Origin of the sequence: Neobacillus drentensis, assembly GCF_036966985.1 — a bacterium.
Classification (GTDB): Bacteria; Bacillota; Bacilli; order Bacillales; family Cytobacillaceae; genus Neobacillus; species Neobacillus drentensis_E.
The window spans coordinates 1-6098 of record NZ_JBALSN010000302.1 but is presented as its reverse complement, the minus strand read 5'-3'; the positions used below and the strand labels follow the sequence as shown (position 1 = coordinate 6098).

The window sequence follows — 6098 nt, the reverse complement described above, 5'->3', positions numbered from 1 at the left end:
ACCTTTTCATCATTGATGATAGCAACGGTTTTCTTCTCGTCTATTTTTTGCTTATCTAGCTTCTTCTGCATTTCTTTCATCTGTTTCTCTTGATCTTGTTCCTCGGTTTGAGCAGTTTTAGTTTGCTCCTTACTATTATTGGATTGTGCACCTTTATCGTTTGATCCACAAGCTGTTAAAGTAATAGCCATGATTCCTGCAATAAGAGGAAATATAATTTTCTTCATGATCTATCTCCTTTCGTTTTTCCTAAAATCAAAAAGTTTTATTTTGATAGTTTGCAATATCAACCTTTTTTCATTAAGCAAAGAGGACGTCAATCTCATCAAATAAGCGATTTAAGAAATCTTGCAACTTTTGTAAAAATGACTGACCTTTTTCAGATTCCAAAAATGTCGAGATTTTTTCTGTCGTAACCATTAATTGTTCTTTTACTTGGTTCCAGTCAATATCCATAGCCTTCAGTTTGTTGAAGAAATCTACTAACATATCTAACTCTGCATCTGTTAAAGTAATCCCCTGCTCCGTGGCAACTTGTTCAATTAATGTACGCAAGTCAGCTTCTGTTTTCGGTTCATTCTTGGCAATTTCATCCTTAACTTTTCCCATGAGAGCAGCAGCATTGTCTGCTCCAATGGAATCACCTAACTGTGCAGTTTTCACCATTTCTTCATTCGCCACTTTTTTGATTTCTTCAGGAATTTCTTCATTAGTTGTCGTTTCATAAGCCTTCATAATTCCTGTCAAAGCTGCTGTACCTGTAACAGAAAACGGAGCGGCAATCTTAATCGTTGCATCCTTTACACCCGCAGTAGTCAGGGCATTTGTATACATTTCATCTGTAACCCATGTAATATTGCTCGTTTGAACCTCTAACCCGGAATCTTTGGCACCGGTTGTGATGCTCGCTGATGAAATAGCAATGGAACCAATTTGTGCCTTAGGTATGGACTTCCCTAAATAATCATGCTCTTCTTTATTGGATACGGTAATAATTTGTGCGTTTTCCGGTGCCGCTAACTCTGCTACCATTTCATTTTTTTGCTGTTCGGTTAGGTCTTCCCCTAATGTAACAATGACATCTCCTTCTGATACGTCCGCAAAGCTGACTGAAGGAACAGAGAAAAGCATCGTAATGGCTAGAAACATTGCCTGAAATTTTCGTTTCAAAAAAAAACCTCCTTTTTTACATTCAACCATTCATATAATAATAGGAAATGTTTCGTCACTTATATTTAATATCAAAAAAAATACTTCCTGAAAAATTAGCTTTGCATTATCTTAACATAGAGGTTTGGAATTGCATTTAAAGAATGGGTAACATTTTTGCTAATTATATTAAGATTCTTACATGGTAGATAAAAATGTTACAACCTTTACAGTAAACCCCAAAAGTCCAAATTCAAGTTGATCTGAATTCCGTTATCAATCTTAAATAATCATTAAAAGAACTTTAAGCATGACAAAAAGGCTTCACTAAGTGCGAAGCCTTTTTGTTAGCAGAGTTAATGTTAATGAATTGTCTGATCGAAATTAGATATGGACTTCTCTTCAAAAGAACATTCCTTTAATGGAACGACCTTCGTTTTATGAACGAGTTTATACCCGAGCCATAATGCCAAAAAGATCGGTAATCCAATATAAGACACGGCCAATCCATACCAATCAATCTCACTAGTTAAAAAAGCTTGATAATTTTGGCCGAAAATCACAATGACACACATCGCAAAAGCGAGAATTGGACCAAACGGGAACCATTTCGCTTTAAATTTTAAATCGTTCAAGTCCCTGCCCTGGGCCATATATGCTTTTCTAAAACGGTAGTGGCTGACTGCAATTCCGATCCATGCAATAAATCCAGTTAAGCCTGACGCATTTAATAACCATGTATACACTTGATCTCCAAAAATAGACGTTAAAAAGGCCAATCCCCCGATAATCGTCGTCATGACAAGGGCATTCATCGGAATCCCGCGATCATTTATATTTTGTAAGAACTTAGGTGCCTGTCCGTCCTTTGCCATGGACCATAGCATGCGTGTTGATGCATATAATCCGGAACTTCCTGCCGATAAGACCGATGTCAAAATAACCGCATTCATCACAGATGCCGCAAATGCAATGCCCACTTTATTAAATACAAGGGTAAAAGGGCTGACAGCGATGCTGTCGACATCCCTGCCTAACAGGTTTGGACTTGTATAAGGAATGATAAGGCCAATGACAGCAATGGCAACGATATAGAATAGAAGAATCCGCCAAAATACTTGTCGAATCGCCTTTGGTACGTTTTTCTCCGGCTCTTCACTTTCTCCTGCAGCAATCCCCACGAGTTCCGTTCCTTGAAAGGAAAAACCTGCAATGAAAAAAATACTTAAAATGGACATAAGGCCGCCATGAACAGGTGCATCTCCTAAAGTAAAGTTTTTAAACCCGATAAACTGTCCACCCAGAATACCGAAAATGGTGAGTAAACCGACTCCAATGAAAACAATGACGGTCACTACTTTTATTAAGGAGAACCAATACTCGGATTCTCCGTAACTTTTAACCGACAATGCATTCAATAAAAAGATCAGTCCTAAAAACAGTGCACTCCACACGATGCTCGGTACATCCGGCAACCAGAACTTCATAATAATAGCTGATGCAGCGATTTCAACCGCCAATGTAACCGCCCAGTTGAACCAATAATTCCAACCAAGTGCAAACCCAAAGGCCGGATCGACAAAACGGCTGCCATAGGTTGAAAACGATCCCGAAATCGGCATTAAAGTAGCCATTTCTCCAAGACTTGTCATCAAAAAGTAGACCATAATGCCGATAGCTCCATAAGCGATTAACGCCCCACCGGGTCCAGCTGTTTGAATGGACGCCCCTGTCGCTAAAAATAACCCTGTCCCGATTGACCCCCCAATAGCAATCATCGTCATGTGACGTGCCTTTAGTTTGCGTTGAATATGACCTTTACTTCCTTCGTTATTCTGATATTTCTGATTATTTTGGTCATTAGTATAGCTTTTGATTGCTCCCATTCTTGTCCTCCCGACTCACGTCTTTAATTAATGTTTTCCATAGATCATCCAAGTGCTCTCTTGCTTCTGAAACTTTGGGATGGAACTGAATATCGGATAATTTTCTACTACGTTCCACAAAAGAAAGCGCTTCTTCCATATCTGCCATTTTAAGATTGCCAATCCTCAATTTATTACAAATAGATTTACCTGCTAACGTTCCCTGTGCCATGGCTACTTTTGCCCCTTCTATTCCGGTAATATTGCCAGCAACGAAGAGATTAGGAACTGTTGTTTCGAGCTCTTTATTATGTAATGGCACCGTACCTGATAATCCTTCCAAAGTAACAAACTTACACCCTGCCGTAGCAGCCAGCTCATATAAAGGGCTAAGTCCTCCTGAAATACAGACTGTATCTGCTTGGATAACCTTTTGTTCTCCAATTGGGTTACCATTAACGTCAATCTTAGTAATGGTCGCACTATCGACCTCATGTTTCCCATTGATCGAAAGGATGGTGCGTCTTAAGTGAATCGGAATCCCCCACATCTTTATTCCCATAGGTGGGTAAAATTGGGCTGCAATCTTTCGCCCTGTTTTAGATTTTAATAACTTGCCTGTAAGTCTAATCATTTTAGTAGGAGCAAAATCTGTCATCTCGTTTAAAGTTTCTAGATGTAAAAGCGGGGAAGCATAATTGGAGAATGGGCTATGTGGGAGCATGTAAATTCCTTCTACATCCGCTCCTGCTAGCTTCATAGAACGTGCAATCGATAGTGACAAAATATCAATCCCAGCAACGATTACTTTTTTGCCAGGCAATACCTGATATACATTTGTCATAACTTGGGCTGCACCAATGGATAGCACACCTGGCAATGTCCAACCAGGGATAGGTATTGGCTTTTCAACAGCACCCGTAGCTAGTAATACACAATCTGCTTGAATTTCCATTCCTGATTCATTCTGAACCAGATCAGAAATGTGCACCTTCCATCCTGGTTCCAATCCCCAAACCTGCTTCTCGGATAGAATTTGAACGTTGGCAGCTAGGGCCTTTTGTTTTAATTCTTGCGCAAATTCAATTCCCTTCCACCATTTAGAATGATTCCCTTCTTGATGCAGCTGTCCTAGTAATTTTCCTCCAGGTGCTGGATGATCATCGATAACCACGACATTACCGCCTCTTGATCCAATTTCAATGGCTGCAGATAAACCAGCAGGACCTCCGCCTACAACTACCACATCAACCTTCATTTCCTCCCCCCTTTCTTGCTAAGTCCATTTCATTAAACGGCTCTTTAGAAAAATAATGATCCCCTTCTTGAACACGCGTCGTACAGGCTTTGAGTAACCCTATTTTCGGATGATAGATTCTACATTCATAACACTGGCCGATTCCACAATACATGCCTCTAGGTTCATGATTCTTTTCACTATTCCTTAACGTCTTAACTCCATTCGCCCATAGAGCAATAGCTATTGTATCTCCCTCTCTTGCTTGAAACATTTTATGATTAAAAGTGAACGAGATGGTTTTTGTCGAGCGTGAGGGAAGGATAGGATGCTGAATTCTCATATCGAATTCTCCTTTTTCACTATTTTGGCTAAGGAAACAGGACGAACTGGCTGATGAAAGGTTAGTTGACTTGGGCTATGGACACTTTCCTTATGATTCGCTGGCAGCAATGCCTTCAATAATGGTCTGCATAACCTGCCCTGACACATTCCCATCCCCGCACGGGTGGACATTTTCATTTCCTGACTATTCGAGGCTCCGGCAGCGATGGCATCTTGAATATCTTCTATTGAAACTTCTTCACAACGACAGATGATTAAAGAATGGTTACACATTAAGTTTTCCTGCCTTCTTTTTCGACCGGGCTACTGAAAAACGAGAAAGAATGGGGTCATGAATTGGATTTACTCTTCCATTAAGTTGATACGTTAAGCTATATGCCATGAGGTTGCCCATGACGGCAGACATACCATATCCATGGCCGTTATAACCTCCAGAGATAAAGGCATTGTCGAATGTGTTTAATTGCCCAAAATACGGAAGATGATCTTCCGTCAGTTCGACTGTCCCAGCAAACGCCCGAATCAATTGTTTATGGCTGTAAGTAGGGAAAAGTTCTAGTAATCTACTTGAAAGAAACTCCAATGCATAGTTCGTATTCGAAACATCGAATCCATTCGTTTCCCAAGAGCCTCCCCCGCCAAATAAAATATTGCCAGCGTGAGTTTGCCGTAAATATAAAGAATTCCCTGTAACAAATGGGTGAATCCTCCTTTTATTAACAATCTCGGAGACAAGAATTTGAGAGCGTCTTGGAATGACAACGACTTGTTCGTTTAACTTTTTACATACTTCCGTTGTCCAAGGCCCACAACAAAGCAGAAAGGCATCCGATTGAAACTTTCCTTTTTCCGTAATGGCATACTCTATGGTTCGATTACTAGTCTTAAAGTCAAGGACCTCACAATGATTGATTACAGTAGCTCCATGTTCTTTTAAATACTTTAGTAAACTAGTCATCGTTGTAAAAGGATAGCTTTGCCCATCGGATTTGCTAAACAAACCCATTTTTGTTTCGGATGTTAGATCCGGCACCATGCATTTCAGCTCATCAGATGAAAGAACCTTAACTTTTAAACCCGCTGTAGTGTATATTTCATGTGCCGCAAGGAGTTTTTCTTGTTCTACTTCATTTCTCGCGATCATTACATGACCAGATGAAACATATTTCGTGTCAATCTTTTTTTGTTGAAGCGAGCTCCAAATCTCAGTGGCTAACCTGGCGAAAGGTATTTCGGATNNGATAACTCCCTGCCTAAAGACAGCACTCCGCCTCCATTCCTTCCAGAAGCTGCTGCACCAAATGACTTTTTTTCTAAAATAGTGATCGTAAATCCACTTTTTTGCAAAAAAAAGGCGGACATTAGACCAACAATTCCACCTCCAATAATGGTGATATGCCTATTTTTCTGTTTTAAATGTGGATGATCAGAAAGAAATTCTTTTAATTGATCATATGTGTCCTTAGCTTGAATAGCTAATTTACTAGTCTTATTGTCTATGT

7 protein-coding genes and 1 pseudogene are annotated in these 6098 nt (G+C 39.9%); all 8 read right to left on the bottom strand.

Features of this window, described 5'->3' with window-relative positions:
• Positions 1-227, bottom strand: a pseudogene (locus tag V7659_RS19530) (SurA N-terminal domain-containing protein); the annotation flags it as partial.
• A 73-nt stretch (positions 228-300) separates the two neighbouring features.
• Positions 301-1170 (bottom strand): DUF1002 domain-containing protein, encoded by an 870-nt coding sequence (locus tag V7659_RS19525; protein ID WP_420491746.1) that lies wholly within the window; start codon positions 1168-1170, stop codon positions 301-303.
• A 341-nt stretch (positions 1171-1511) separates the two neighbouring features.
• Positions 1512-3035, bottom strand: coding sequence for an amino acid permease (locus V7659_RS19520; RefSeq protein WP_335541547.1), 1524 nt, complete (start codon positions 3033-3035; stop codon positions 1512-1514).
• Positions 3010-4272 (bottom strand): NAD(P)/FAD-dependent oxidoreductase, encoded by a 1263-nt coding sequence (locus V7659_RS19515; RefSeq protein WP_335541545.1) that lies wholly within the window; start codon positions 4270-4272, stop codon positions 3010-3012. The genes V7659_RS19520 and V7659_RS19515 overlap by 26 nt, the downstream gene beginning before the upstream one ends.
• Positions 4262-4594, bottom strand: a complete 333-nt coding sequence (locus V7659_RS19510; protein WP_335541543.1) for a (2Fe-2S)-binding protein — start codon at positions 4592-4594, stop codon at positions 4262-4264. Before V7659_RS19510 ends, V7659_RS19515 begins: the two co-directional genes overlap by 11 nt.
• Positions 4591-4869 (bottom strand): (2Fe-2S)-binding protein, encoded by a 279-nt coding sequence (locus V7659_RS19505; protein ID WP_335541541.1) that lies wholly within the window; start codon positions 4867-4869, stop codon positions 4591-4593. Before V7659_RS19505 ends, V7659_RS19510 begins: the two co-directional genes overlap by 4 nt.
• Positions 4862-5827 (bottom strand): NAD(P)/FAD-dependent oxidoreductase, encoded by a 966-nt coding sequence (locus tag V7659_RS19500; protein ID WP_335541549.1) that lies wholly within the window; start codon positions 5825-5827, stop codon positions 4862-4864. Before V7659_RS19500 ends, V7659_RS19505 begins: the two co-directional genes overlap by 8 nt.
• Positions 5809-5958: a hypothetical protein gene (locus tag V7659_RS32280; protein ID WP_438825866.1), complete on the bottom strand. Its 150-nt coding sequence runs from the start codon at positions 5956-5958 to the stop codon at positions 5809-5811. The genes V7659_RS19500 and V7659_RS32280 overlap by 19 nt, the downstream gene beginning before the upstream one ends.
• Between the last annotated feature and the right edge of the window lie 140 nt (positions 5959-6098).